General features: G+C 31.8%; 17 protein-coding genes. 8 read left to right on the plus strand and 9 right to left on the minus strand.

Translation table 11 applies throughout. The annotated features are described in order from the left end of the window. Window position 1 precedes the first annotated feature (1 nt). The 6 genes from Q0870_RS05880 (at window position 2) to Q0870_RS05905 (ending at window position 11,077) form a co-directional block, all read left to right on the plus strand. Window positions 2-1,519: a sulfatase-like hydrolase/transferase gene (locus Q0870_RS05880; protein ID WP_298553329.1), complete on the plus strand. Its 1,518-nt coding sequence runs from the start codon at window positions 2-4 to the stop codon at window positions 1,517-1,519. Between the two features lie 35 nt (window positions 1,520-1,554). Further along, on the plus strand, window positions 1,555-4,365 hold the full coding sequence (locus Q0870_RS05885) for a sugar-binding domain-containing protein (RefSeq protein WP_298553330.1): 2,811 nt from the start codon (window positions 1,555-1,557) through the stop codon (window positions 4,363-4,365). A gap of 77 nt (window positions 4,366-4,442) precedes the next feature. After that, complete coding sequence (locus Q0870_RS05890; protein WP_298553331.1) at window positions 4,443-5,324, plus strand: glycoside hydrolase family 16 protein; 882 nt, start codon at window positions 4,443-4,445, stop codon at window positions 5,322-5,324. Window positions 5,325-5,429: 105 nt separating this feature from the next. After that, complete coding sequence (locus Q0870_RS05895) at window positions 5,430-6,281, plus strand: T9SS type A sorting domain-containing protein (RefSeq protein WP_298553333.1); 852 nt, start codon at window positions 5,430-5,432, stop codon at window positions 6,279-6,281. Between the two features lie 150 nt (window positions 6,282-6,431). Then, window positions 6,432-9,638, plus strand: coding sequence for a glycoside hydrolase family 2 TIM barrel-domain containing protein (locus Q0870_RS05900; protein WP_298553335.1), 3,207 nt, complete (start codon window positions 6,432-6,434; stop codon window positions 9,636-9,638). Window positions 9,639-9,664: 26 nt separating this feature from the next. Further along, window positions 9,665-11,077, plus strand: coding sequence for a sulfatase-like hydrolase/transferase (locus Q0870_RS05905; RefSeq protein ID WP_298553337.1), 1,413 nt, complete (start codon window positions 9,665-9,667; stop codon window positions 11,075-11,077). A gap of 93 nt (window positions 11,078-11,170) precedes the next feature. On the opposite strand, the gene Q0870_RS05910 is transcribed toward Q0870_RS05905, so the two are convergent. Then, the gene (locus tag Q0870_RS05910) at window positions 11,171-11,881 is read right to left on the minus strand and encodes a hypothetical protein (protein WP_298553339.1); all 711 of its coding nucleotides are present in this window, start codon (window positions 11,879-11,881) and stop codon (window positions 11,171-11,173) included. 2 nt (window positions 11,882-11,883) lie between these two features. Continuing rightward, window positions 11,884-14,976: a T9SS type A sorting domain-containing protein gene (locus tag Q0870_RS05915; protein WP_298553341.1), complete on the minus strand. Its 3,093-nt coding sequence runs from the start codon at window positions 14,974-14,976 to the stop codon at window positions 11,884-11,886. A gap of 221 nt (window positions 14,977-15,197) precedes the next feature. Here Q0870_RS05915 and Q0870_RS05920 point away from each other — a divergent pair, with 221 nt between their 5' ends. After that, window positions 15,198-15,656 carry an RNA methyltransferase gene (locus Q0870_RS05920; RefSeq protein WP_298553343.1) on the plus strand — a complete coding sequence of 153 codons (459 nt, stop codon included), beginning with the start codon at window positions 15,198-15,200 and terminating at the stop codon, window positions 15,654-15,656. On the opposite strand, the gene Q0870_RS05925 is transcribed toward Q0870_RS05920, so the two are convergent. From Q0870_RS05925 to tsaD, 7 genes are all read right to left on the minus strand, one after another. Further along, window positions 15,653-16,831 carry a class I SAM-dependent methyltransferase gene (locus Q0870_RS05925; protein ID WP_298553345.1) on the minus strand — a complete coding sequence of 393 codons (1,179 nt, stop codon included), beginning with the start codon at window positions 16,829-16,831 and terminating at the stop codon, window positions 15,653-15,655. The two genes, Q0870_RS05920 and Q0870_RS05925, sit on opposite strands and share 4 nt — an antisense overlap. 8 nt (window positions 16,832-16,839) lie before the next feature. Next, the gene (locus tag Q0870_RS05930) at window positions 16,840-17,928 is read right to left on the minus strand and encodes an AI-2E family transporter (protein ID WP_298553347.1); all 1,089 of its coding nucleotides are present in this window, start codon (window positions 17,926-17,928) and stop codon (window positions 16,840-16,842) included. A gap of 71 nt (window positions 17,929-17,999) precedes the next feature. Continuing rightward, window positions 18,000-18,506 (minus strand): TrmH family RNA methyltransferase, encoded by a 507-nt coding sequence (locus Q0870_RS05935; RefSeq protein ID WP_298553349.1) that lies wholly within the window; start codon window positions 18,504-18,506, stop codon window positions 18,000-18,002. 165 nt (window positions 18,507-18,671) lie between these two features. Further along, window positions 18,672-19,313 carry a DUF4159 domain-containing protein gene (locus Q0870_RS05940; RefSeq protein WP_298553351.1) on the minus strand — a complete coding sequence of 214 codons (642 nt, stop codon included), beginning with the start codon at window positions 19,311-19,313 and terminating at the stop codon, window positions 18,672-18,674. 7 nt (window positions 19,314-19,320) lie between these two features. After that, on the minus strand, window positions 19,321-20,025 hold the full coding sequence (locus tag Q0870_RS05945; RefSeq protein WP_298553353.1) for a 16S rRNA (uracil(1498)-N(3))-methyltransferase: 705 nt from the start codon (window positions 20,023-20,025) through the stop codon (window positions 19,321-19,323). Then, the gene (locus Q0870_RS05950; protein ID WP_298553355.1) at window positions 20,025-20,663 is read right to left on the minus strand and encodes a peptidylprolyl isomerase; all 639 of its coding nucleotides are present in this window, start codon (window positions 20,661-20,663) and stop codon (window positions 20,025-20,027) included. Before Q0870_RS05950 ends, Q0870_RS05945 begins: the two co-directional genes overlap by 1 nt. A 101-nt stretch (window positions 20,664-20,764) precedes the next feature. Beyond that, window positions 20,765-21,787 (minus strand): tRNA (adenosine(37)-N6)-threonylcarbamoyltransferase complex transferase subunit TsaD, encoded by a 1,023-nt coding sequence (gene tsaD / locus Q0870_RS05955; RefSeq protein ID WP_298553357.1) that lies wholly within the window; start codon window positions 21,785-21,787, stop codon window positions 20,765-20,767. Window positions 21,788-21,977: 190 nt separating this feature from the next. On the opposite strand from tsaD, the gene Q0870_RS05960 reads away from it, so the two are divergent. Then, a complete protein-coding gene (locus Q0870_RS05960; RefSeq protein WP_298553359.1) occupies window positions 21,978-26,348 on the plus strand; it encodes a translocation/assembly module TamB in 4,371 nt (1,456 codons plus the stop codon). Window positions 26,349-26,362: the final 14 nt, after the last annotated feature.

Consider the following 26,362-nt stretch of genomic DNA (forward strand, 5'->3'; position numbering starts at 1 on the left):
GATGAATTATAAATTCCATTTTAAAAGTGCATTATTGATGCTGTTTTTTGCGGCTAGTTATTTTGCACACTCACAAAAAGACAAACCTAATATCGTCATCATTTACGTTGACGATTTAGGATTTGGCGATATTGGAATAAATGGAGCTATTGGGGTAAAAACACCTCATATAGATACGCTTGCACAAAATGGGTTCAACTTTACTGATGCACATTGTAGTGCTTCAACATGCACACCATCTCGTTATTCATTGTTAACAGGGAGTTATGCGTTTAGAAATAATGCTGCTATTTTAGAAGGTGATGCACCTTTAATTATAGACACTACAAAGGAAACATTACCAAAAATGTTACAAAAGGCGGGCTATAAAACAGGTGTTGTTGGTAAGTGGCATTTAGGACTTGGACAAGGAAAAATTAATTGGAATAAATACATTCCTTTAGGGCCAAAAGAAGTTGGATTTGATTATAGCTTTTTAATTCCCGCAACAGGAGATAGAGTACCGTGCGTATTTTTAGAAAACCAAAAAGTAGTGGGATTAGATTTAAATGATCCTATTACGGTAAGCTACGGTACAAGAATTGAAGGTTACCCTTGGGGTTTTCAACATCCCGAATTGTTAAAACAACATACAGACCCATATCATCAAGGAGCTGTTATAAATGGCATAAGTCGTATTGGTTACATGAAAGGAGGTAAAGATGCACTTTGGATTGATGAAGATATTCCTTTTGTACTTTCTGAAACAGCAAACGGGTTTATAGAAGAACATAAAGAAAATCCGTTCTTTTTATATTTCTCATTACACGATATTCATCAACCAAGAATTGCAAATATCAAGTTTGTAGAAAGCAGCACAATGGGGCCACGAGGCGATGTGATTGCTCAAATGGATTGGTGTGTAGGTCAGATAACCGAAAGCTTAAAGAAAGCAAATGTTCTGGAAAATACCTTAATTATTTTTACAAGTGATAACGGGCCTATTCTAGATGATGGCTATTTAGATTATGCAAGAGAACTAGTGGGCGAACATAAACCAGCTGGAATTTACCGTGGTTCAAAATATTCGGTTTACGAAGCAGGAACAAGAATGCCAACCATTGTGCATTGGCCAAAAAAAGTTAAACCAGGTACAAGTGATGCGTTGTTGTCTCAAGTCGATTTATACAAATCTTTAGCATGTTTAGTTGGTCAAGATGTTGAAAACGGGGCAGCTCCAGATAGTCAGGATTTTTTAAAATCGTGGTTAGGGAAATCAAAAAAAGGACGTGAGTTTTTATTGGAAGAAGCCTATACTTACGGTTTACGAATGGGGAATTGGAAGTATATTAAACCTAAGAACAAACCTGTACCTAATTGGATTGTTCAAAAATTTGTAGATCCTGGATTTAGAGAAGAAGTACAATTATTCAACTTAGAAGACGACCCTTCAGAAAGTAATAATGTTTACAGAGCTTATCCGGACATTGTTAAAGTGATGGAAAGTGAATTAGTGAAAATCATGAAACAAAAAGGTTGATTTGATATTTTAAAATAACCTTTAAAATTTTTCTTATGAAACATAATAATAGTATACTAGTTTTTTTAATTATATTTTCTGTTTTAAGCGGTTGTAAAGGACCAGAAGTTAACACCATTGATATATCTGGAACGTGGTCTGTAAAAATAGATTCTACAAATATTGGTATTACAGATAATTGGGCTAACTCTCCGTTTTCAGGAACAGCAATTACTTTGCCTAATACCCTAGATGGAGCAGAAATGGGAACTGCAAGTACTTTAGAACCAGCTTTAAACAATTACGTGATGTCTAACCTAACAAGAAAGCATCAATATATAGGAAAAGCTTGGTACCAAAGAGAGATTGAAATTCCTAGTTCTTGGGAGAATAAAACCGTAACTCTAAAACTAGAGCGCATTCTATGGGAATCAACAGTGTATTTAAATGGTGAAAAAATAGGTTCGGCTAATAGTTTAATAGGTAAACATAGTTTTGAATTACCGAAAAGCGTTACTTCAGGCAAACATTTGCTAACAGTGGTTGTAGATAATTCTAATAAGTTTCCAAACATAAACGTAGCAGGAAATCGCTATCCAGATAAAGTGAATCAGGATATGGCGCATGCATACACCAATCATACTCAAATTAAGTGGAATGGTATTCTAGGAGATATGTCTCTTGTGGCGGCAGCATCAAACCAGCCAACAAATATGCAGGTGTATCCCAACAAAGATTTAAAAACACTTAAGATAACGTTCCAGCAGCCAATATCTATTGAGGATAAGGTTGATGTAGTAATTAAAAAATTAAATGGCGATGAAGTTTACAATGCAAAACATGCTGTTTCAAAAGAATCAGATAACCTGTTTGCATTAAACATAAACAAACCAGAAGGACTTGAGTTTTGGGATGAGTTTAACCCAAATTTATATACTGTTTTAATTACTACGAACACAGGGAATGTAAGTACAGATTTTGGTTTTAAAGTCGTTGGTAATACTAATGGAGACCTCACTTTAAACAATCAGCGTATATTTTTAAGAGGTAATTTAGAGTGTGTTATTTTTCCGTTAACCGGTCATCCGCCAATGGAAAAAGAAGAATGGGCAACCTTAATTAAGCAAGCAAAAGCGTATGGTTTAAATCATTTACGCTTTCACTCTTGGTGCCCTCCAAAGGCAGCATTTGAAGCCGCTGATGAGGCTGGGTTTTATTATCTGGTAGAATTACCACATTGGAGTTTAAAAGTTGGTGAAGATGAAAAAACCACAGAGTTTTTAAAAGCTGAAGGTCAAAAAATACTCAAAGATTACGGAAATCACCCTTCATTTCTTTTTATGGCTTTGGGTAATGAGTTGGAAGGCGATGAAAGTTTGTTAAACAGTATGGTTGCAGAATTAAAGGCAAAGGATAAAAGACACATGTATATCACTACAGTATATTCTTTTCAGCCGCATAGAAGACCATCATCAATGGGGAAAATACCACAACCCGAGGATGATTTCTTTATTACACAGTACACAGATAAAGGATGGGTTCGTGGACAAGGTATTTTTAATGATAAACCACCTCATTTTAATGCAGATTACTCATCTACTAGCGAGCATATAACGAAGCCTTTAATCTCACATGAAATTGGGCAATACTCGGTATATCCAGATATGAGTGAAATCGAAAAATATACAGGTGTTTTAGAACCGTTAAACTTTATAGCGGTAAGAAACGATTTGGAGAAAAAAGGCTTATTAGAATTTGCGCCAGATTTTACGCATAATTCTGGAAAGTTAGCTGCAATTCTTTATAAAGAGGAGATTGAACGTGCTTTAAAAACTCCAAGTTTCGATGGGTTCCAGTTGTTGCAATTACAAGATTTCCCTGGTCAGGGTACAGCTTTAGTAGGCCTACTTAATGCGTTTTGGGAATCTAAAGGTGTTATTTCAGCAGAAGAATTCAGTCAGTTTAATAGTGAGGTAGTACCATTACTTAGGTTTGAAAAGGCTGTTTATGAGAACGGTGAAACGTTTAAGGCTTCACTAGAAGTAACCAATTTCTTTAAACCAATGAAAAATCAAAATATTGTTTGGAGTATTACGGATGAAGCTGGCAGTGTTTTAAGTAACTCTCAAGTTAAAGATGCTAATTTAAATATTGGTAATAATACTAATTTAGGAGAAATAGCTTTTGAAATCAATATAGATAAAGCCAAAAAACTAAAAGTAGAAGTGACTTTAGAAGGTACAAAATATAAGAATTCATGGAACATCTGGGTATACCCTAAAGATGTTAATTTAACCCATAACGATATTGTTGTTACTTCATCTTGTGCTGTTGCTGCACAAGCGTTAAAAAAAGGAGGTAAAGTGTTATTAAATCCAGATTTTAAAACTCTAAAAGGGACTCAAGGTAGATTTGTACCAGTATTTTGGAGCCCTGTTCATTTTCCTAATCAACCAGCAACAATGGGAGTTTTTGTAGACACGGAACATCCAGCGTTTAATGATTTCCCAACAGACACACATAGTAATTGGCAGTGGTGGGATTTGTGTATTAATTCAAAATCTGTTATTACAGACAATTTAGATATCACACCCATAGTAAGGGTTATTGATAATTTTGTAACCAATCACCATTTATCAAATGTGTTTGAAGCTAAAGTGGGTAATGGTACATTAGTGTTTTCGTCTATAGATTTAATATCAAATCTAAATGATAGACCAGTAGCAAGACAGTTTCGACATAGTGTTCTAGAATATATGATAAGTGATGCTTTTAATCCTTCAAAGAGCACTACAATTGAAGATTTAAAAGCTTTGAAATTGGAAGGTAAACAATCAGGTTTTTCAGCTAAGGATATATATGAATAAATATAATACTTTATAAAAATAGCACTATTTAAAACCTGAATTTTAAATAGATTATATAACCCTAAAAATTATAAAATATGAATAAGAAGAAAAAATATTTTAATGACATAACACTTATTTTAAGCTGTTTTTTATTGGCTTTTATATTTTTTTCCTGTAGTGAAGATAATAGCACCTCACCAGATGATGAGAAATTTAATGATGGTGATAAAAATCCCGAAATAACTGCTAAACCTTTATTAAGTTCAGTAAACACAAGTAGCTGGACTTTAATGTTCGAAGATAACTTTGATAAATTTGAGCCTGCAAAATGGACTAAAAACAATTCCGTTAAAAGTAGAGCAGGGCGACCTAATATAGGAATTACTCAGTGGTTTTGGAAACCAGAAAACGTGAGTTATGAAGATGGAAATGTGATACTAAGAAGTTCAAAAGTTAGCGATAATACATTGCACTGTGGCTCTATATATTCTAATAATTTATTCGAATTTAAGTATGGCTACATAGAAGCAAAAATAGATATTGCAGAAACCATGTTTGGAACGCATACGGCGCTTTGGCTTCAAGGTGACAATATGGGAAATGTTGATGGCACAGGAAATGATGGAGCAGAAATAGATGTCTTCGAATCGGCTTGGGTAGGAGACTATACCAAGAGTGTTGTTCACATTGATGGCTACGGCGCTAATAAAAAAGCAAATACTAGACGCTATGATTCTCCTGGAATACATTCAGGCTATCACACTTATGGGTTATTATGGAATGAGGATAAACTTGAAATATATTATGATGGTCAATTCATGACGCGTTATCAAGGTATTTGGGTACCACAGGTAGAAGAGTTTTTATGGCTATCAACAGGTGCTAGTTTTGGAGGTACAGCAGATTTTACATCAAGGGCTGTTGGGGCATCAACTGAAGCCAAGGTTGATTATATTAGAGTTTGGAAAATGAATTAGTAGATAAAAAGTATTTTTGTCTATGTATTGATAATGTTAGTCCATTTTTCCTTTGGTTATATGGGCTATTTTTATGCATATTAATCAATACTAAACTTTTTTATTATGAAACAAAAAATTACTTTTTTATTTTTATTATTGCTGAGCTGCTCTGGATTGATTTTCGGGCAAACTATGGTAGATGATTTCGAATCTGGAGCAGGAGGTTTGGTCGCTAATGCTGGAGGGATAACAACTGCAGTTATTGCTAACCCTAATCCTACGGGTTTAAATACCACTGGAAATTGTCTTGAAATTAAAAGAACTGCAACCCAATGGTGGATTATAGGAGGTGTTAATGTTACACCAGATTTAGCTATCTCTGGGACTGAAACTAAGTATGTAAGTATGATGGTGCATTTTCCTGCGCAACCAGATTTAGGAATTCGTTTTGATGCTCCTGATGATAATTCAAATGGAGGTGGAGGATCAATTGTTAGGGCTTTAAATGCTTATACTACGTTAAATCAATGGCAAGAAATAGTATTTGAAATTAAAGATAATCAAGATGCTACTGCTTTTACACACGGTACATTATTTAGATTGTCAATTCATCCAGACATGGGTTTTGAAAATGACCCAGCAGGTCAAGTTCTTGATGGTGGAGGTACTATAGCAGGATATATTGATCAAATTCAAATTTTAGATGCTAATCCATTAAGCACATTAGATGTTGAATTAGAGAATAGTATTTCTTTATATCCAAACCCTGCTCAATCTTCATTTAAAGTAACATCAAGAAAAAATGTTGAAATTGAAAATGTATTAGTTTATACTATATTAGGTAAGCAAATTAAAAATTTAACAAAAATAAATAAAAATGAATACGATATAAGTAGCTTAGCTTCTGGTATGTATCTTGTTAAAATGACTGATAGTAATGGAGGTGTAGCTTCTAAAAAATTAATTAAAAATTAAGATTATAACTGGTTAATAAAATAATTAGTTTTGTAAAAAGAACAGATATGTAAAATATGTCTGTTCTTTTTTGTTTAAATAAAATGAAAAGATTCATAAGATTGTGTTTAGTAGAGTAAATAAATATGTTTTATTGATAAATTATATAAAATGAAAATCTATTTAAAAATATTTACCGTTTTAGTATTATTTGTTTCATGTGAAGAGCGAATAGTTTCTAAGCCTTTTTATACTTCAGAAAAATGGGAAAACCCCGAATGGGAAAATCCTGATATATTTCAAATAAATAAAGAACCTGCTAAAGCTACTTTTTATAGTTTTGATAGTGTTGATGCTGTTATTTTTGGTAAAGATTGGAAATCATCTCAAAATTATAAGATGTTGAATGGTAATTGGGATTTCTATTATACGGATAGTGTTCAAGGCAGGCCTGCTAATTTTTATAAAACAGATTTTAATCTAAAAGGTTGGGATACTATTAGTGTACCTTCCAACTGGGAAATGCAAGGTTTTGGACTTCCAATTTACACAAATATTGTCTATGTTTTTCCTAAAAACCCACCATTTATACCTCATAATATAAATAATACTGGAAGTTATAAGCGTGATTTTGAAATCCCTTCTAATTGGAAGAATAAAGATATTTATTTACATTTTGCAGGTGTTAGTGGTGCCATGTATGTCTATATAAATGGTATTCAAGTTGGGTATAACGAAGGCAGTAAAACTCCAGCGGAATTTAATATATCAAAGTATATTAAATCTGGAAAAAATCAAATAGCAGTGCAAGTATTAAGATGGTCTGATGCGAGTTATATAGAAGATCAAGATTTTTGGAGATTAAGCGGTATAGAGCGCGATGTGTATTTACGAGCAGATAACCCAATTGCAATAAACGATTTTAGAGTAGGAAGTGATTTAGTGAATGATTATAAGGATGGTGAATTCAATGTAAATATTGAATTGAAGAATACTAAAAAATCAACTGAAAAACGACAATTAAAAGTTGAACTTCTTGATGCTGATAATAATTCTGTATTCAGTAAAATTAAAGATATAGAAGTTGCTATAACAAAAACAAATGTTGTATTTGAAGGTACAATCCCTAATGTAAAATCTTGGACTGCGGAAACTCCAAATTTATATACTGCAATTATAACTTTAAGCGATTCAGAAAACAAAGTATTACAAGCAACTTCTGTGAAAGTTGGTTTTAGAAATATTAAAATAGAAAACAATCAATTTTTAGTCAACGGTAAACCTGTTTTAATAAAAGGAGTAAATCTTCACGATCACGATGAAGCTACAGGTCATGTTATTGATGAAGCTTTAACTATTAAAGACCTAAGGCTAATGAAAGAAAATAATATAAACGCGATACGTTGTAGTCATTATCCAAAAAATCCTTTTTTCTATTCGCTTTGCGACAAATATGGATTTTATGTTATAGATGAAGCTAATATTGAAACCCATGGCATGGGAACAACCAACCAAGGTTTAGATAAAAAACCAGAGCTTAAAAAAGAGCATCCTGCATATCGACCTGATTGGAAAGAAGCGCATTTAGATAGAACAATTAGAATGTTTGAACGCGATAAAAATCATCCATCAATAGTGACATGGTCTTTAGGTAATGAAGCTGGAAATGGCGATAATTTTTTCGCTACATACAATTGGTTAAAAGAACACGATAATACAAGGCCTACTCAGTATGAAGGAGCAACACATTACGAAAACACAGATATACAAGCACCAATGTATGATCGTATACCTCAATTAATTAAATATGCAGAGAATAACCCAAAGCGTCCATTAATTCTATGTGAGTACTCACATGCCATGGGAAACAGTCTTGGTAATTTCAAGGATTATTGGGATATTATCCGAAAATATGATGTATTGCAAGGTGGCTTTATCTGGGATTGGGTAGACCAAGGACTTGTTGCTCAAACTGAAGGTGGACAAAAGTATTGGGGCTATGGTGGCGATTTTGGAGCTTCACACTTACAACACGATGCTAATTTTTGTTTAAACGGTATTGTTAATCCAGACCGTACACCTCATCCAGGATTGGAAGAGCTTAAAAAGGTGTATCAGAACATTCATTTTTCAGATGCTAATTTTAAAACAGGGCAAGTAAAAATAACTAACGAATATTTCTTTACTAATTTGAATAATTTCAAAATAGAATGGGAACTATTTCAAGCAGGTGAAAAGATAGAATTTGGTAGTATTGACAGGATTGATGTTGAGCCTAGAGCATCCAAAATTTTAAAGTTGAATTTACCAAAACTCGATACTACTAAAAATGAATACACACTTAATTTTTTAGCTTCAACAGATGTTGAATTACCATTATTATCTAAAGGTTTTCCTGTAGCTAAAGAGCAATTTATAGTGGGTGATTTTGCATCTAGTTTTATGAGAAATACTAATGATAAACTTCTTGTTTTTACTGAGCAAAATGAAGTTGTTTTCAAATCAGAAACGTTTAGTGCTAGTTTTAATAAAACATCAGGAAAGTTATCAAAGTTAGATTATGGGGATGGAAATATAATTCTTAACGGAATATCTCCCAATTTTTGGAGAGCTACAACTGATAACGATTATGGATTTAATATGCCAAAACATTTAGGTATTTGGAAAGGTGCTACCGAAAAACAAACGTTAGTTTCTATGCAATTAAAAGATAAAAGAAAGATTTTAGATTTATCTTCAAATGAAGAAATTTCAAACTTTAAAGGCAGCGTTATTAATCTTGAGGTGATCTATAATTTATCTAACGCTGTAGCTAAAGTAAAAATGAATTATAAAATTGAAGCTTCAGGGCAAATAACAGTTACAAATACTTTAACTGATGTAAAAAAGGATTTGCCAAATATACCGCGTTTTGGTTCTAACTTTATTATTAATAACGAATACAATCAGGTAAATTGGTATGGCAGAGGGCCGCTAGAAAATTATCAAGATAGAAAAACATCTCAGTTTGTTGGAAACTATAAAGCTTCTGTTCAAGATTTATACGTACCGTATATAAGACCTCAAGAAAATGGTTATAAAACAGATGTGCGTTGGGTTACATTTACCAATAGTAAAGGAAAAGGTATAAAAATGTTAGGGCCTGAATTATTGAGTTTTAGCGCACATCATCAATATAATTCAGATTTTGATGCAGGAGAAACTAAACAACAACGGCATACAACAGATGTTTTTAAACGAGATTTAGTAAATATAAATATTGATAAGGTACAAATGGGAGTTGGAGGAGATACTAGCTGGTGGACAAGACCTTTAGAACAGTATCAAATTGAAGCTAAAAATCAAACGTATTCGTATAGTATTTTGCCTTTACGTTAAAATTAAAACCTTCAAAATAGTAAAAAATGAATAAATGTTTTATAGTTATTATTCTATTGATGGTTGTTACTTTATCATGTAAATCAAAAACAGATAATAAGCAAAGTCAAAATAACAAAATCGATCAGCCAAATATTATCATCATTTTGATTGACGATGCAGGTTATGTAGATTTTGGGTTTATGGGAAGTGAAGATTTACAAACACCTCGAATTGACGCTTTAGCAAAAAGCGGAGTGACATTTACAGATGCACATGTAAGTGCAACAGTTTGCGCACCATCAAGAGCAGGATTGATAACTGGTAAATACCAACAGCGTTTTGGTTTTGAAGCTAACGGTACGGGAGGCATTGGTTTAAGTGATAATGTTACCACAATTGCTGATGTTTTTAAAAATAACGGGTACAATACATATGCTATAGGAAAATGGCATTTAGGATCAGATGTGTCAGACCATCCTAACCAACGTGGGTTCGATGAATTTTACGGTTTTTTAGCAGGGAGTAGGTCTTACTTCCCTATAAACAATCCTTCAAAAGAAAAAATGTTGCAACACAATGGAGAGCATATTGTTTTTGATGGATATATGACAGATGTTTTAGGGGAACAATCCATAAAATTTGTTGAAGCATCAAAAGACAAACCATTTTTTATGTATTTATCCTATAACGCTGTGCATACACCAATGCATGCTAAAGTGGAAGATTTAAAAAAGTTTAAAGACCATCCAAGAAAAGAACTAGCTGCTATGACATGGAGTTTAGATGAGAATATTGGCAAGTTACTAGATAAATTAGATGATTTAGGAAAAAGGGACAATACCTTAATATATTTTTTAAGTGATAACGGTGGCGCACACAATAATCAATCATCAACAGGACCATTAAAAGGCTGGAAAGGTAATAAGTTTGAAGGCGGACATCGTGTACCATTTGTTATGTCATGGCCTAAAGAAATTGTTTCAGGCGCTTCATTTGGTGGCTTAACATCTTCGTTAGATATATTTGAAACGTCTATAGCAGCAGCAAATATTTTAAAACCAAAAACACTTCAGTTAGATGGTGTAAATTTAATTCCTTACCTAAAAGGAGAAGAACTAGGTGACCCACATAAGCAACTTTTTTGGAGGAAATTAGATGAATCTGCTGCTAGAATAGGGGATTATAAAATAATAAATCTGAAATATTATGGTTCAGTCATGTACGATTTGAGTGACGATTTAGATGAAACTATTGATATATCTCAAACTAATTCTAAACAATTTGATACCATTTGGTCTGCTTATAATACATGGCAAAATCAATTAATAGACCCTTTATGGCAAGAGGGAAAACCTTGGATGGATGTTACATATCATATTCATAAACAGCTTATGCAAAATAAAGAAGCAGAGTATAAGGATATTTGGAGTCCTGCTTTTATAAAACAGAGTAAATAGTGAAGTATATGTATAAAAAAATCCTTACCAGTTTTATTAAAAAACTTAGATAAGGATGTTTTTAATTAATATAATATAAAATGGTTGGTTACATTATAAATTATTTATTTTAAACTCCCAAATAGGACTAGATGTTTGAGCGCCTTTATCATCTTTAGCAATAACTTGCCAATAGTAAACGGTATTGGCAGTATCTACTGTAACTTGTAAAGTTGTATTGTCTGTGTCTCCAGAAACTAATGTTAATGCTGTTTTGTTTTTTCCAAAATAAACATCAAACTTCAAAGGGTCTTTATCTACATCAGAGGCTGTCCATTGTAAATCAATAGTGCTAACACTATCAAAATTTTGACCCAAAAATGGCGAAATATTAGCCGGAGAAAATGGCAAGTTATTGGTATTTGCTATTTCTTCAGTATAAAACTGAGAAACTGGAGAAAAATCACTTTCTATATTTTTAGTACTTTTTGCTTTAACTCTCCAATAATAAGCAACACCTTTATCTAAAGTAACAATTTTTGATAAAGAAGTTTGCACTTCAGATACTACAATATTTGAAAACAGATTGTCTGTTGCTATTTCAAAAGTATAAATAACGGAACTTCCATCTTCATTGGTTGATGCATTCCAAGTGAAATTAAGTGTATTTTCAATGCATAATTGATCCTCGCTAGGAAAGACCAATACAGGTGTTGAAGGTGTACTGTCTTTACCTTTATCGCTTCCGCCGTCATCATCACTTGACCCGGAAGAACAAGATGCTGCGATAATACTAAAAACTAAAATATATAATATCTTTTTCATCTTTATTTTTTTATGATTTTAATTGTTTTTGGTGTGTCTAAATTCAATCTTACAAAATATACTCCTGAAGGATTGTTTTCTAGATTCATTTTTACTTTATTGTTTACAACGGTATATTGTTTCTTGGATATTAATCCAGAGGATTGAGAATATAATTCTATAGTTACGTTTTCTTTTGATTTAGGTATACGTAACTCAAAAGCATCTGTTGTTGGGTTAGGGAACGCTTTTACTTCAAACGACGACCCAACAACCTTTGATAGCTTACCTTCGCAAGTGGCTTTCGATTCTACTTGAATAAAATCTCCTTCTTCTACAGGTATACTAAAATTAGTACTATGAGTTTCAAATACTTTAATATTATTTACAGAAACAGAGAAAGGTGCAGTACCAGATTTTATATTTACTTCTACTTTGTTTCCTTTTATAGAAGATGTTTTTCCTGATAATAGACTAGATTCTTCAATGTTTAAAGTAACACAATGCGAGTATGATGTGTCGGTTATACCAATACAAATATCATATGTTCCAGGTTCCAAATTAGGTATGTTTAATGTATTTGTAAAACTGTAATCAACATTAGCAACAGTTACGTTATAATTATGTTTAAATTTAGTGTCTATTTTTAACTGTCCGTTTTTTCCTTGGCACGTTTCATCAGTAACTTGAATTTCAAAGTTATCTGCTGCAACAAAAATAGTTGAGAAATCTTCATTTAAACTAAAATCTATGATACCACTACCATAAGTTGCATAACGCACTAGGTTTTCAGAATCTATAAATTGTACATCAGTAAAGGCTAATGCGCTTGGTACATCTGCACCATCCATTTTAAACCATTTGTCTTGTTGTAAAGCGTAAACCCAAGCCCCATCAAATTCACAGGCCGCAAAAATAAATTGTCCATTAGGTGATGCTTCCATATCAACTATTCTTGCAACTGTTAATCCATCATTATGGTTTGTAAATGATTGCCCTCCATCTACAGAGATTAAAAAATTATTGCCTTTTCCTGCATAATATACAGTAGCTTCATCTACAGGGCTTGTAGCAATTACTGTTCTACGTTTTCTATGAGAACTATCACCTTGTGGCCAAGATCCATTAAAAGTTGAATTTGTAAAAGTATTACCTCCATCTGTAGAGTACATAAATTTACCAGATTGTAATCCCGCATACCATCTGTTTGTATTTACATTTGAATAGCCAAAACTATGAGCTGCTTCAGGGAAAATATAAGAGTGTAGAGTTCTTTCAATAGAACTACCATCGTACGTGATTTTTTGTAATTGAGTTCCCCAAGGGATGTAAACTGCGTCTTCACTAGGAATTGGTGATGGAATCATACTAGTAGCAGCCCAATTTGGATAAAGATCTCTCTTTGAAACTACTGTTCTGAAATTACCACCATCAGTAACTGAACTTCTTCCTACAGCTCCATAATAATACCAATACCAAGCAGACTCGCCATCTTTTCCTATGGTTACTCTTAAAACATCTGTGTTAGCTTCTCTTATGGTAGGAATAGGTTGCGTAGTATCATGATTGGCATCATCTATAAAACTTTGAGATCCTCTATCTTGATTTGCTGTGTAAATTCTATTATATTTTTCACTAGTATCTGCATCATAACACATGGTGGTTGGATTACCTTTACTCACACTAACCCAAGAATTCCAATCTTCAGGGGTTGTAGAGTAATAGGTTCCAAAGTCATATCCTGATATAGTTATAGACCCTCCATCTTCTTTATCAAAAGTTTTAAAGTGTTGTAAATCCCACACATAAATATCATTATTGCTTAAAACGTGTTTGTTTCTTGTCCAATTCACACCGTAGTCTGTAGATATCCATAATTCAACAAAACCTTTAAAAACTACATTTGGTTGTGTAGGGTGTACTTCAAAAATGTTTCTACCTGTATCACTAGATGTTATACTTTGTGTCCAAGTAGAGCCTTCATCACCAGAATAAAAAATGGTAGTATTGTTATAGCTAATATAAAAATGCGTAGTGCCACTTACTGTAGTGCCTTTTACAGAATCTAAAGAACCTATTGCTGTTGTTGGTTCGTATAATAGAATAAAATCTGTATCACTCTCTCCCATTTTATAAACAAACAATTTAGAATCACTATTTCGTTTAGCAAAAAGGTAAACGGCTTTACTAGAGTGTGGTTTTAATATTTCAACATCAAAAACACTACTTTTAAAGTTTAGTGCAGATGTTGTATAGTTTAAACCATAATCTGTAGATATGTACACATAATCATAAAAAGCGTTAGCATCAGCAGCGTTTCTTCTGGCTCCGTGAGCAACTATACGTTTGTCGGCATCTTTTTTAGTAACTACTGTTGTGTAATTTGCTGATCCTTCAAAGAAAGCACCATTGGCGTCCATCCATGTTCTACCTTCATCATCAGAAAATTCCATACCACCATTATCTTTTTGATTTAACATTCTAAAAGAACCATCCGGTAGATTTACACCGTTGAATTTATCGCCTTCAAAACTTTTTGTATGATTTCTAAGCAACCATTTTATAGGTGCATTTTCATCAATTTTATAGATGTGTCCTGCAAAAGATACGATATACATTTCTTCGTTTACTGGATCATATAAAGAGCCGTCAGTTCTAAAACCACCTTCATTATAACCAGGGTTGGTAGTTGAGGTCATGTGTAAATACTTTTGATCCCATTTTCCTGTAAGTGTGTTATTTGCATAAGCGTAATCGTCTGGTGGGAGAACAGTCATGTTTTGCTTTGCCGTTTTAAAATAAGCAGAAAAAGCATCAGGATTGCTAAACGTGAAATTAGACTTTTCAGCATTTGTCGCCCAAGTATTATATTCCTCCAGGGCATCACCACTTAAATTAGAAATATCAAGTGGTTTTGGAAGTGATTCTTTGTCCATAGCCATTTCATAGGCTATCTCTTCAGCACTCTCTTCTTCATAATTTTCGCCATATTCTTCATGGTAATATTCGTCTTCATAAGCTTCTCCTCTATGCAATACATTCTTATTTACAAGAACAAATATTAATATAGTTGTAAGACAAGCAAAACTCAATATTTTAAGAGTGTTTTTTTTCATAACTAATAATGTTGTTTTTTTTAGGTTTATCAGTTCTGTAAAATTATGTTATAATGATAGCTTTAATATTAATCAAATTGCTGAAAACATGGATGATAATGCTTAATCATTTTAAGTGCAATTAAGAAAATAGTTTTAATCCTTAAAGGTTATATGTGTATTTTTTGTTTTAAAGATATTTTTAGGTTTTTTTGTGGTGTATTTTTTAAGCATCTCTGAATATGAGTAATAATTTTGAAAATGAATTTTTTGGAATAGGTATCCAAAATGGAAAAACGCCTGAAAATTTAGGTGTATTATGGCGTTCAGCACAAAATTTAGGAGCTAGTTTTATTTTTACAATAGGCAATAGATATGCTAAACAGGCTAGTGACACGCATGATGCTGTAAAAGCAATGCCTTATTTTCATTATAAAACTTTTGATGATTTTTTTAATAACCTTCCAAAAGGCGCTCGCTTAGTTGGTGTAGAACTTACCGATACTGCTGAAGCGTTGGAAACATTCCATCACCCAAGGCGTTGTGTTTATTTATTAGGTGCCGAGGATCATGGTTTATCTAAACAAGCCATTGAAAAAGCACATTTTTTAGTTAAATTTAAGTCGGAATTAAGCTTAAATGTTGCCGTAGCTGGAAGTATTGTACTTTATGATAGAGGCGTAAATAAGCCTAGGAGTTAGTCTTTTTTTGTTATTAAAATTAATTTATTATTATTCAAATCGGTGGTAAAAAATAGATATTGATTACCACCATCTTTAATATTAAATTTTTTTCTGATTTGTTGAACCGTTTCAGGAAAATTTCGAGTGGTAATATTAGCTTTTTTTATGGATAAACTTTTAAGTGTTTTTTTGCTATAAGGGATTATATTTTCAATTTTAAAAACTCTGCCAGGAAAATCAATGCGTTGATTTTTAGTATATAAATGAGAATGTTTATGGAGTTTATAAACTTCTAATTGTTTTGAAATTTCATTGAACGCGCCAGCTTTTAAAATAGCCGAATTAGGTTCGTATAAATAGTTGAGTGGTAAGCTATAATCTGGTTCGGTTTGTTTTTCATCTTCCAAATTAAATTTAAAAATAGTGTTAGCTTTCTTTTTAATATTTACAGTTTCTATAGAAATAACACCAGTAAAACTATACTCCAAAACCCATAATAATTCTTTTACCTCATTATTCACGGCAACTGTATGTATGGTTTTTACATGCTTTAACTCGTTAATCCCTACAGATAAATCTAATAGCGGTGATGTTTTAATCATGATGTTTTTAGAATGCTTAAACAGCAAATCTAAATGTTCTGGTACATTTGGTAAACAATCGTTTAGGAAGAATACTTTTCCTTTGCTATTATGCCGTCTTGAGGGGTCTACATAAATCCAATCATAGATTTTAGATGATTTTTTTAAATATTCAATACCATCCGTTTGAATAGTTTCAATATTATAAACATCCAATTGTTTGAAGTTGTGGGTAACAATTTTTGAAAGTGTATTATTTATTTCACAATGGGTAACTGTTTTAAATTGTTTTGAAAAGTAAAAACAATCTACTCCAAAGCCTCCTGTCAAATCAATTATCGAATTTCCTTTTAATAATTGCGATTTATACTTTGCTGTAGTTTCAGATGATGTTTGCTCTATATTTAACTTATTGGGATAGTAAATATTCTTAGTAGAAAACCAGGTTGGAAGCTTAGTATTACATCTTTTTTTAGCCTCAATTTGTTCTATTATAGTTTTTGTGTCAACTTCAGGAAAGGAAATTCCTTTTAACAATAAATTACTGATTTCGGAATTCGTGTTAATTTTTATAAATTCTTGAATATAAGTATTTAATATATCTTTATTCAAAATAAAACTTAAAGGTTTTTAGTGAGTTTTTTTACTATCTCGTTATCTGATAAAAACGCTTTTAGAATAACTTTTATAGCAGTATAAGCAGGTACAGCTATTATTAAACCAATAACACCGAATAAAATACCTGTAATCAAAATTATTAAGAAAATTTCAAGAGGATGTGATTTTACACTTTTAGAGAAAATTATAGGCTGACTTCCAAAATTATCAACCAACTGCCCAATCATAAATACTATAAACACCCAGAATGTTTTTGGTAGTATAACATCACTAAATGATTCTCCTAGGTTGCTTGTCATGGTTAATGTTAGCATTAAGAAAGCTCCAACTAATGGACCAACGTATGGAATTAAATTTAAAAGCGCACACAAAAAAGCTATTACTATTGCATTTTCTACACCAATAATCAGTAAGCCAATGGTATAAATTATGAAAAGAATTAGTATTTGAAATATGAGTCCCACAAAGTATCTAGAGAGTAAATCTTTAATTTGTGTGGAAGATGTTTTCCATCGTGCCTCTTTATTATCTGGAATAAAAGTTAATATACCATTTTCAAACAATCGGCTATCTTTTAAGAAGAAAAACGAAATAAATAACACTGAAAATAAACCAATACTAAAGCTACCTAGGCCACTAATAACCGAATTTAAAAAATCTGGAATTAAAGAGAAATCAATCTTAGAAAGTAAGTTCGATTCTTTTAAAGACTGCTCAACATCTATTTGATGTAAATCAAAATAAGTTACAATTTCGCTGTATAAATTCTCCAGATTGTGCTGTAGTTCTTCAATATTTAGTAACGATAAATTTTGCCCTTGTTTAATAACTAAGGGGACGAAAAGACCAACTAACCCAATAAATACTCCTAATAACAAGATCATGGCAACAATTACGGCTATGGTGTTTTTAAATTTGAGTTTTCTTTCTAAAAACAAAACTATTGGCCTTCCTATTAAAGAGATAACCGCAGCTATGGCTATATAGCCAATTACAGATTGAATTTGATATAAGAAGTAGAGTAAAAGAGCAATACCTAAAATAATACCTATAGCTTTTAAAATACCATTAGAAATAGTGTTTGAATTCATAAAGTAAATATAATAATTTGTAATTAGCAGAACATGCTATGATTGGTATATTATTTTGGCTGTTTGTTACACTATGACATTGTAAGCTGCTTAGTCATTTCATATAAAGCAATATTGGTTGCTTGTACAACATTCATACTGCTATTTTTTCCAAACATATTGATATGAATAATCAAATCAGAGATTTTTAGAATGTTTTCTGAAACGCCAAAATTTTCATCGCCAATAATTAATGCTATTGGTTTTTCTGTTGAAAATTGAACCTTATGAATAGGTTTGCTAGAATCTGTAATTTCTAATGAAATAATCTGGTAGTTTTTACTTTTTAAATCTTCAATAACTTCTGAAGCATCACAATTAATTTCATGAAGCACAATTTTTTCAGTAGCTCTGGATGTTTTCGCCATTTTCCGTCCTAACTGAATATTTTCGCCACAAAGCATTAGTTTTTCAATTCCAAAAGCATCAGCAATTCTGAATAAACTACCTATGTTTGGTGCATTAGTTACGTTATCACAAATTAATGTGATAGGAAATTTTTGCTTTTTGAAGTTGGTATTGTAGTGGGTTAGTTGCAATCTGGAAATTTATTTGTTTAGAAGAAAATATAATATCAATATAAATAGCAAAATAAAGATTAAAACTTTTAATAATATTTTAAGCAGCCCTTTTAAAGTGCTTTCCTCATTTTGGTTTTCAAAAAACCACTCAACTATTGTAATTAAAAGTTCTTTCAATGCAATCTAATTCTCAAAAGCATATTTCACAATATTAGCACCCATTTTAAGTGCTTTGTCTCTAATATCGGCTGGGTCATTGTGTACTTCAGCATCTTCCCAACCATCGCCTAAATCACTTTCGTAAGTGAACAACAGCATCAATCTATTTTCATAAAAAAGGCCAAATGCTTGCGGACGTTTGCCATCATGCTCATGTATTTTGGGTAATCCGTTTGGGAATTTATATTCTATATTAAAAATAGCATGGTTTGTTGGTAGTTCTACTAAATCTTTGTCAGGAAATACTTTTTTTAATTCTTTAGTAATATAAGGTTGCATACCGTAATTGTCATCAATATGTAAAAAGCCACCTGAAATAAGATAATTACGTAAGTTTTCTGCATCAGTTTCACTAAAAAACACATTGCCATGACCAGTCATGTGCAAAAAGGGATACTGAAAAATATCAGGGCTATCAGTCTCAACAGTTTGAGGTTTTGGGTTAATTTTGGTGTTTATATTGGCATTACAAAAGGCAATAAGGTTTGGAAGGGCGGTTGGGTTTCCATACCAATCGCCCCCGCCTTTGTATTTTAAAATGGCTAAATCTTGTGCAAATAAGTTAAAAACTAAAAATGAAAAGATAAAAGTGAAAAATAATTTCATAGAATTTTTACTCATTAGTATAAGCTACGGAATGACAAGCAACAATAGCTGCCGTTTCTGTACGTAATCTTGTTTCACCCAAAGTTACAGGAATAAAATTGTTTTCAAGTGCTTTGGATATTTCTTTAACAGAAAAATCACCTTCTGGCCCGATTAGAATAGTTATATCCGTATTAGGCTTTAATTGTTGCTTTAAAGACTTCTTATTTGTTTCTTCACAATGCGCAATAAATAAATCACCACTGAACTCTTGATTTATAAAATCTCGAAAAGTAATAGCTTCATTAAGTTTTGGTAAATAGCAACTTAGTGATTGTTTCATAGCAGATTGGAGAATACGTTCAAAACGTTCAGGTTTAATGATTTTTCGTTCACTATGATCGCAGATAATAGGAGTGATGCTGTCAATACCAATTTCGGCAGCTTTTTCTAAAAACCACTCATAACGGTCATTCATTTTTGTTGGTGCAACTGCCAAATGTAAATTGTATTTTCGTTTTAGCTGAAGTGTATTGGAAATAATATTAGCAATGCATTTATTAATGTTTGGTAGTGAGATTTCAGCTGTAAATAGTATACCCTTGCCGTTAGTTATATATAATTTATTGCCAATGGATTTTCGAAGTACTTTAACAATGTGCTTACTTTCCTCTTTATTAAAAGAAAATTGCACAGTGTCTTTTGTTAGTTCCGAATTAAAAAATAATTGCATTATCTGGCTGTTTCTACAATTTTTAAAACTTTTATTTCCGAAATATCTTTAGATTCATGCGATTGCAATATCAGATAATATTGTTTTTTTTCTGGAATATCAAAAGTATAAACATCCTCTAAGCTATGCTCTTCTGAAATAATAGCACTTTCAAAATCTGGCGACACATCCCCATTTGTAAACCATCCTGTATCACCACCTCTATTAGCGTTTTGATCCATAGAATATTGTTTTGCTAAAAAACTAAAAGGTGATCCATTTCTATGCTTTTCTATAAGTGCTGTTCTTAGTTGGTTGATACTCTCTTTAGTATATTTGGAGCCATCTAAAACTATATAAGAAACTCTGTAGTATGGTTTGCTGCTTTTTTCTAAAATTTTATAAAATGTTTTGTCGCGTTCTGTTCTTATAGACTTAACATTTCCTATTTCTAATTTAAATAAAGCTTTAGCTAGGTCAGTTTTATGTTTCTCTTCATTGAAAGTGAATATTTTGTTCTCTTTTGAAGGTTTATTTTTAAGAAATAAATTGGCTTGTTCGGAGGTTTCAATAGCTACAAGAGCCTGCTCTCCTTTAGTTTGAGCGGTTGAAAATGAGGTTATTCCAACGAAAAATAAAATAAGTAATTGTTTAATCATAATGTAGGTTTTAAATTCAATTTCAAATTTAAAAGGAATTGTGAATGATATGAATAAAGAAGAAATAAGTTTTTAAGAAGAGATTGTTTATAACTTCTTGTTTAAATCTTCAACCGAGCTGAAGCCACAATACCCTGTTCTGCAAAATCGCCCTCTAAATATTTTAAATATCCAACAATAGCAATCATAGCAGCATTATCCGTCGTGAATTCAAATTTTGGAATATAAGTAGTCCAACCAAATTTTTGCTCGCCATCTTTTAACGCTTGCCGTATTCCAGAATTAGCAGATACACCACCACCAATGGCTATATGACTTATGCCAGTTTCTTTGGTTGCCAGTTTTAGCTTATCAATCAAAATACCAATAATGGTGTATTGTATAGAAGCACAAATATCATTAAGATTCTCTGCAATAAAATTTGGGTTAGCCTTTACTTCTCGCTGTACAAAATATAGAACAGCCGTTTTAAAACCAGAAAAACTAAAGTTTAATCCATCCACTTTGGGTTTAGTAAATTGAAATGCTTTTGGGTTTCCAAGAGCCGCACGTCTATCAATTTCTGGCCCTGCAGGGTAGCCTAAACCTAAAATTTTTCCGCTTTTATCAAAAGCTTCTCCAACAGCGTCATCAATAGTTTCACCAATAACGGTCATATCAAAATAGTTATCTACTTTAACAATTTGAGTGTGGCCTCCAGAAACAGTCATTGCTAAGAAAGGAAAGAGTGGTTTTTCAAACCCATCTTCATCAATAAAATGAGCAAGAATATGCCCCTGCATATGGTTCACATCAATTAATGGAATATTTAAACCATAAGCCAATGATTTAGCAAATGAGGTTCCAACTAACAAACTCCCCATTAACCCTGGGCCTTGGGTAAAAGCTATAGCATGTAGTTGCGATTTAGTAATTCCAGCCTTTTCTATGGCTTGATGTACAACAGGAACAATATTTTGCTGATGAGCCCTAGAAGCTAATTCTGGTACAACACCACCGTACTCTTTATGTATTTTTTGGCTTGCAACAACATTGCTTAAAATACGCCCGTTATGAATTACAGAAGCCGCAGTATCATCGCAAGATGACTCAATTCCTAGAATATAAATATTTTGTGACGACATTAATAAATTTTAGGCACAATAATTGTTAATTTTGAAAACGAATAAACATCTCAAACCTTTACATTTACTCGTAATTACAAAAGTAGTTTATTCTTAATAAAGTTATAACTTTAAAGGCATCAAAAAAAATTTAAAAATATCGTTAAAAGTAGCAGGGATTATACTGCTATGTTTCATCATTACGGTGTTGATGCTTTCTATTCCTGTAGTTCAGACTGGGTTAGGAAAATATGCTACTAAGCGATTAAATGATGAATTTAAAACAAACATTAATATAGATAAAGTTAGTTTGCAATTTAATGGCGATGTCGAAATTAAAAACATCTACGTTGAAGATTATAAAAAAGATACGCTCATCAGTATAACCGAACTAAACACTTCAATTTTAAATTTTGGTAACCTTACTAATGGTAAATTAAATTTTGGAGATATTGATATTGAAAACCTATTATTTCATATAAAAACATACAAGGGCGATACGGATACAAACCTTGATATTTTTGTTGCTAAACTTGAGAGTGATAATCCTAGAAAGGGTAAGAGTAGTTTTTTGCTTTCATCAAGCGATGTCTCAATTTATAACAGTGTTTTTAAACTCTCAAATGAAAACAAAGAGACTGTAAAAGCACTTCATTTTGAAAATTTAAATATTAACGCCACTAATTTTTTAATTAATGGTAGCGATGTAAGTGCAAGAATAAACACTTTGGCTTTTAAAGATAGTAGAGGGGTTGTAGTGAAAAATTTGATGACAGATTTTGCATATACACTAACAGACATGACTTTTAATAATTTGCAAATAAAAACACCCAGTTCTGTTTTAAAAGGTAATTTAAAGTTTTCTTATAATCGTGATGATTTACAATATTTTGTTGATAAAGTTCAAGTTAACGCAAGTTTTAAAGATTCTAACGTTTTATTGGATGAACTCAATACATTCTATAACGAATTTGGAGTAAATCAATCTGCAAAGTTTAGTACAGATATTTCAGGTACTCTAAATAATTTAAACACAACTAATTTAAAGTTAAATACAAGCTATAACACAAAAGTTTATGGTGATATAAATTTTAAAAATTTATTTAGCAAAGAAGCTGATGATTTTTATATGAATGGAAATTTCAGAAATCTATCTTCAACTTATAAAGATTTAAAAGCCCTGTTGCCAAATGTTTTAGGTGCGGCTATACCAACCTCTTTTGATAGATTGGGGTATTTTACAATTATAGGAAACTCCCAAGTTACATCGTCTAAGGTTATAGCAGATATTGAAATTGATACCGATTTGGGGTTTGTCGATTCCAATTTAGAAATCACAAGAATTAATGATATTGATAATGCCGATTATAAAGGAGATATTAAATTTGAACAATTTGATTTTGGTACATTTCTAAATGACCCAAGTGTTGGAATAGGCTCTCTTGATTTTGATGTAAACGGTAAAGGGTTTATTGCCGAAAAGATTAATACGCAAGTAAAAGGGGAGGTTTTCGAATTAGTTTATAATGATTACAACTATAATCATATAAAAGTAGGCGGTAATGTTCAGAACAAAATTTTTGATGGCAACTTAAATGTAAATGATAAAAATCTGCAGCTAAGCTTTTCGGGATTAATAGATTTTTCAGAAGCTGTTAGGAAATATGATTTTGAAGCAGTAGTTGACTATGCAAACTTAAAGACGCTTAATTTTATAAATAAAGACAGTATTTCTATCTTTAAAAGTAAGGTTAAGATGAACATGAATAGTAGTAGTCTTGATGATGCTTATGGAAAAATAGCATTTACTAAAACCATGTATAAAAATGAAAATGATACGTATTACTTTAATAAGTTTAATGTGTCTTCAAGATTTGAAAAAGATATTAGGTTTGTAGAATTTAATTCACCTGATATAATTGAAGGCGGATTAAAAGGACGTTTTTTTCTGAAGGATTTAAAAAAATTATTTGAAAACTCTGTTGGGCATATTTATACAAACTATTTGCCACATGTTGTAGATTCAAATCAAAGCATAGACTTTAATTTTAAAATTTATAATAAAATTGTTGAAGTATTTTATCCTGAGATTGAACTTGGTAAAAATACATTTATTAGAGGTCGGGTTGAAAGTGAAGAACAGAATTTTAAACTCACCTTTAAATCGCCTAAAATTAAATACCTTGAAAACTTTGCAGATAATATAGAGTTGCAAGTAGATAATAGTAATCCGCTATTTAATACGTATGTTGAAGTTGATAGTCTGAATACAAAATTTTACGACGTATCTAAGTTTAATTTAATAAATGTTACTGTAAATGATACGCTTTTTATGAGAACAGAATTCTCTGGAGGAAAGCGTAATAACGATGAGTTTAACCTTAGTTTTTACCATACAATAAATGAAGAAAACGAGTCAGTTATTGGTTTTAAAAAATCCGATTTTACTATTAGCGACAACAAATGGTTGATAAATGAAAACCAAGATAAATTTCATAAAATATCATTTGATAAAAAACTAGTCAAGTTTGATATCGATCAGTTTAGGGTTAATCATAACAATGAAGAAATTAAACTTTCTGGTTTTGTTAGAGATTCTACACAGAAAGACCTTAAACTTAATTTTACAAACGTAGACTTAGCCAAAATAACACCAGCTATTGATAGCTTGTCACTTGCCGGTAATGTTAATGGTAAATTGGATCTTTTGCAAAAAAACGGAAGTTATCTTCCAAATTCCACCATTGTTATTGATAATTTTAAAGTTAATGACTTTTTATTGGGATCATTTGATGCAACAATAACTGGCAATGAATCACTTACTAATTATGAAGTAGATGCTACAATAAAAAACGATATTACAAAGGCATTTGGTGCTAAAGGAAATATTTTTGTGTCTGGTAGTAAATCTACTATAGATGTAACTCTAGATTTCAATGCATTTAATTTATCTCCATTAAACCCATTGCTTGATGGGGTTTTGTCTGATATTAGAGGAGAAGCAAATGGTGATGTTAAAGTAATAGGTGATCTTAAAAGGCCCGAAATAAACGGAGATTTAATACTTAAAAATGCTGGGTTAGGAATACCTTATCTTAATGTGGATTATGATTTTAATACCAACGCATCAGTAACTTTAAAAAATCAAAGTTTTATTTTTAATAGAATAAGGTTAACAGATTCAAAACACAAATCAATCGGTTTTTTAGACGGAGCTTTGAGTCATGTAAATTTTTCTAAATGGAACTTAGACTTGGAGGTCACAACGCCACGTTTTTTAATTCTTGATACTAAAGAAACCGAAGAATCTCTTTATTATGGCACTGGTTTTATAGGAGGAAGAGCTAGCATAATTGGACCTACAGAGCAATTAGTAATAAATGTTATAGGAGAAACTAAAAAAGGAACAGTATTTAAAATACCGTTAAGCGACACAGAATCCTTTGGTGATAATTCTTATGTTCATTTTATAACTAAAGAAGAAAAAGAAGCTCGAAAAAAAGGTGAAGAAGTTGAAGCTGATGAAATTAAAGGTATCGAACTTGATTTTGATTTAGATGTTACTGAAGCTGCAGAGGTAGAATTGATTATAGATAAGGAAACTGGCCATGCCTTAAAAGGACGTGGTGTTGGAGGTTTATTAGTAGAAATAAATACCAATGGTAAATTTGACATGTGGGGTGATTTCTCGGTTTTTGAGGGCGTTTATAATTTTGCATTTGGAGGCATAATACAAAAAGAATTTATAGTACAACCAGGAGGAACAATTGCATGGGAAGGCGAACCAGCTAAACCAAAAATTGATATGCTTGCTAAATATAAAACACAAACTAATCCTTCGCCATTGCTTGATAATCCTATCAACAGAAGTATTCCTGTAGAATTGAATATTACTTTAAATGGAGATTTAGAACAGTTAGATCCAGAATTTAGTTTTGATTTTCCTAATGTAAACTCAACTATAAAATCTGAGCTTAATTATCGTTTGGAAGCAAAAGATGAACGCGACCAACAAGCTTTGTTTTTAGTATCTACAGGTGCTTTTTCGAGTGGACTTAATGCGCTCAATCTAAACCCATCTGGTACAATTGCAGAAAGACTTAATGGTATTATTAATGGCATTTTTTCATCTGATAATGGAAAGCTAAATTTTGGTTTTAATTACGAAGCAGGTCAAAATTTACCTGAATACCAAACAGATGATCGATTTGGTGTAACGCTTCAAACCCAAATTAGCGACCGTGTTTTAATAAATGGTAAAGTAGGTGTACCAGTTGGGGGGGCAACTGAAACTGTTATTGCGGGCGATGTAGAAATAGATTTTTTGCTAAATGAAGAAGGCACACTATCAGCAAAAGTATTCAATAGAGAAAATAGTATAAGAAATTTTGGAGATCCAATTGGCTATACTCAGGGCGTGGGACTTTCTTATAGTGTAGATTTTGATACTTTTAAAGAACTTCTTCAAAAACTCTTTAAGAAATCTGAAAAAGATATAAAAACTGCTAGTGAAGAAAAAGAAACAGTAAACGAAAACACACTTCCAGATTTTATTTCTATTAAACCTTCTTCAAAAAAGTAATAGTTTTTCACTCT

The organism is uncultured Algibacter sp. (genome assembly GCF_947487575.1).
In the GTDB taxonomy this organism is placed as follows: domain Bacteria; phylum Bacteroidota; class Bacteroidia; order Flavobacteriales; family Flavobacteriaceae; genus Algibacter_B.